Here is a 426-nt window from a genome sequence, read left to right as displayed (position 1 = left end):
AGCCGATCGCGTAGCGCAGACTGTCAGCATGGGCTAGCTGGGCAGCGGCCAGTTTGTCGGCGAAACGCGCAATGCCACCTTCGGCCAGGAAAGCTTGATAGGCTTCCTGCTCAGACACAAAATGGCGGCTGCTGTCTTCAAATGGGGAAACGATGAGCGCTGGCTGACCCAGTTGACGCACCAGCCCGTCAACGGCAGCAGTGTGACCAAAGACATCGGTGGCAATCAGGACAACAGGGGCGCGAGCTACAGCAGAAACAGACACAGTACAGACCATCAAAAGCAGGGAGGGCGCAGACTACCGGACTTGGCGTATTTTTGCAAGGATGCTTCGCACTGTGCACGTGGAGCCGCAGCCATGTGTTTAGTCGTCTACATAAAGAACTTTGTCTGCTAACATGCTTCGTTTATAAGATGTCATTGATG

Annotated in this window: 1 protein-coding gene; it reads right to left on the bottom strand. The window is 54.5% G+C overall.

Going from position 1 to position 426, the window contains the following annotated elements; translation table 11 throughout:
* Nucleotides 1-265: hypothetical protein (locus tag KDM89_RS19920; protein WP_212689620.1), on the bottom strand; the 265-nt coding region annotated here is incomplete at its 3' end.
* Between the last annotated feature and the right edge of the window lie 161 nt (nt 266-426).

This window comes from Cognatundibacterium luofuense (genome assembly GCF_018139685.1).
In the GTDB taxonomy this organism is placed as follows: domain Bacteria; phylum Pseudomonadota; class Gammaproteobacteria; order Burkholderiales; family Burkholderiaceae_D; genus Undibacterium; species Undibacterium luofuense.
This window is presented reverse-complemented; position numbering and strand designations above follow the sequence as displayed.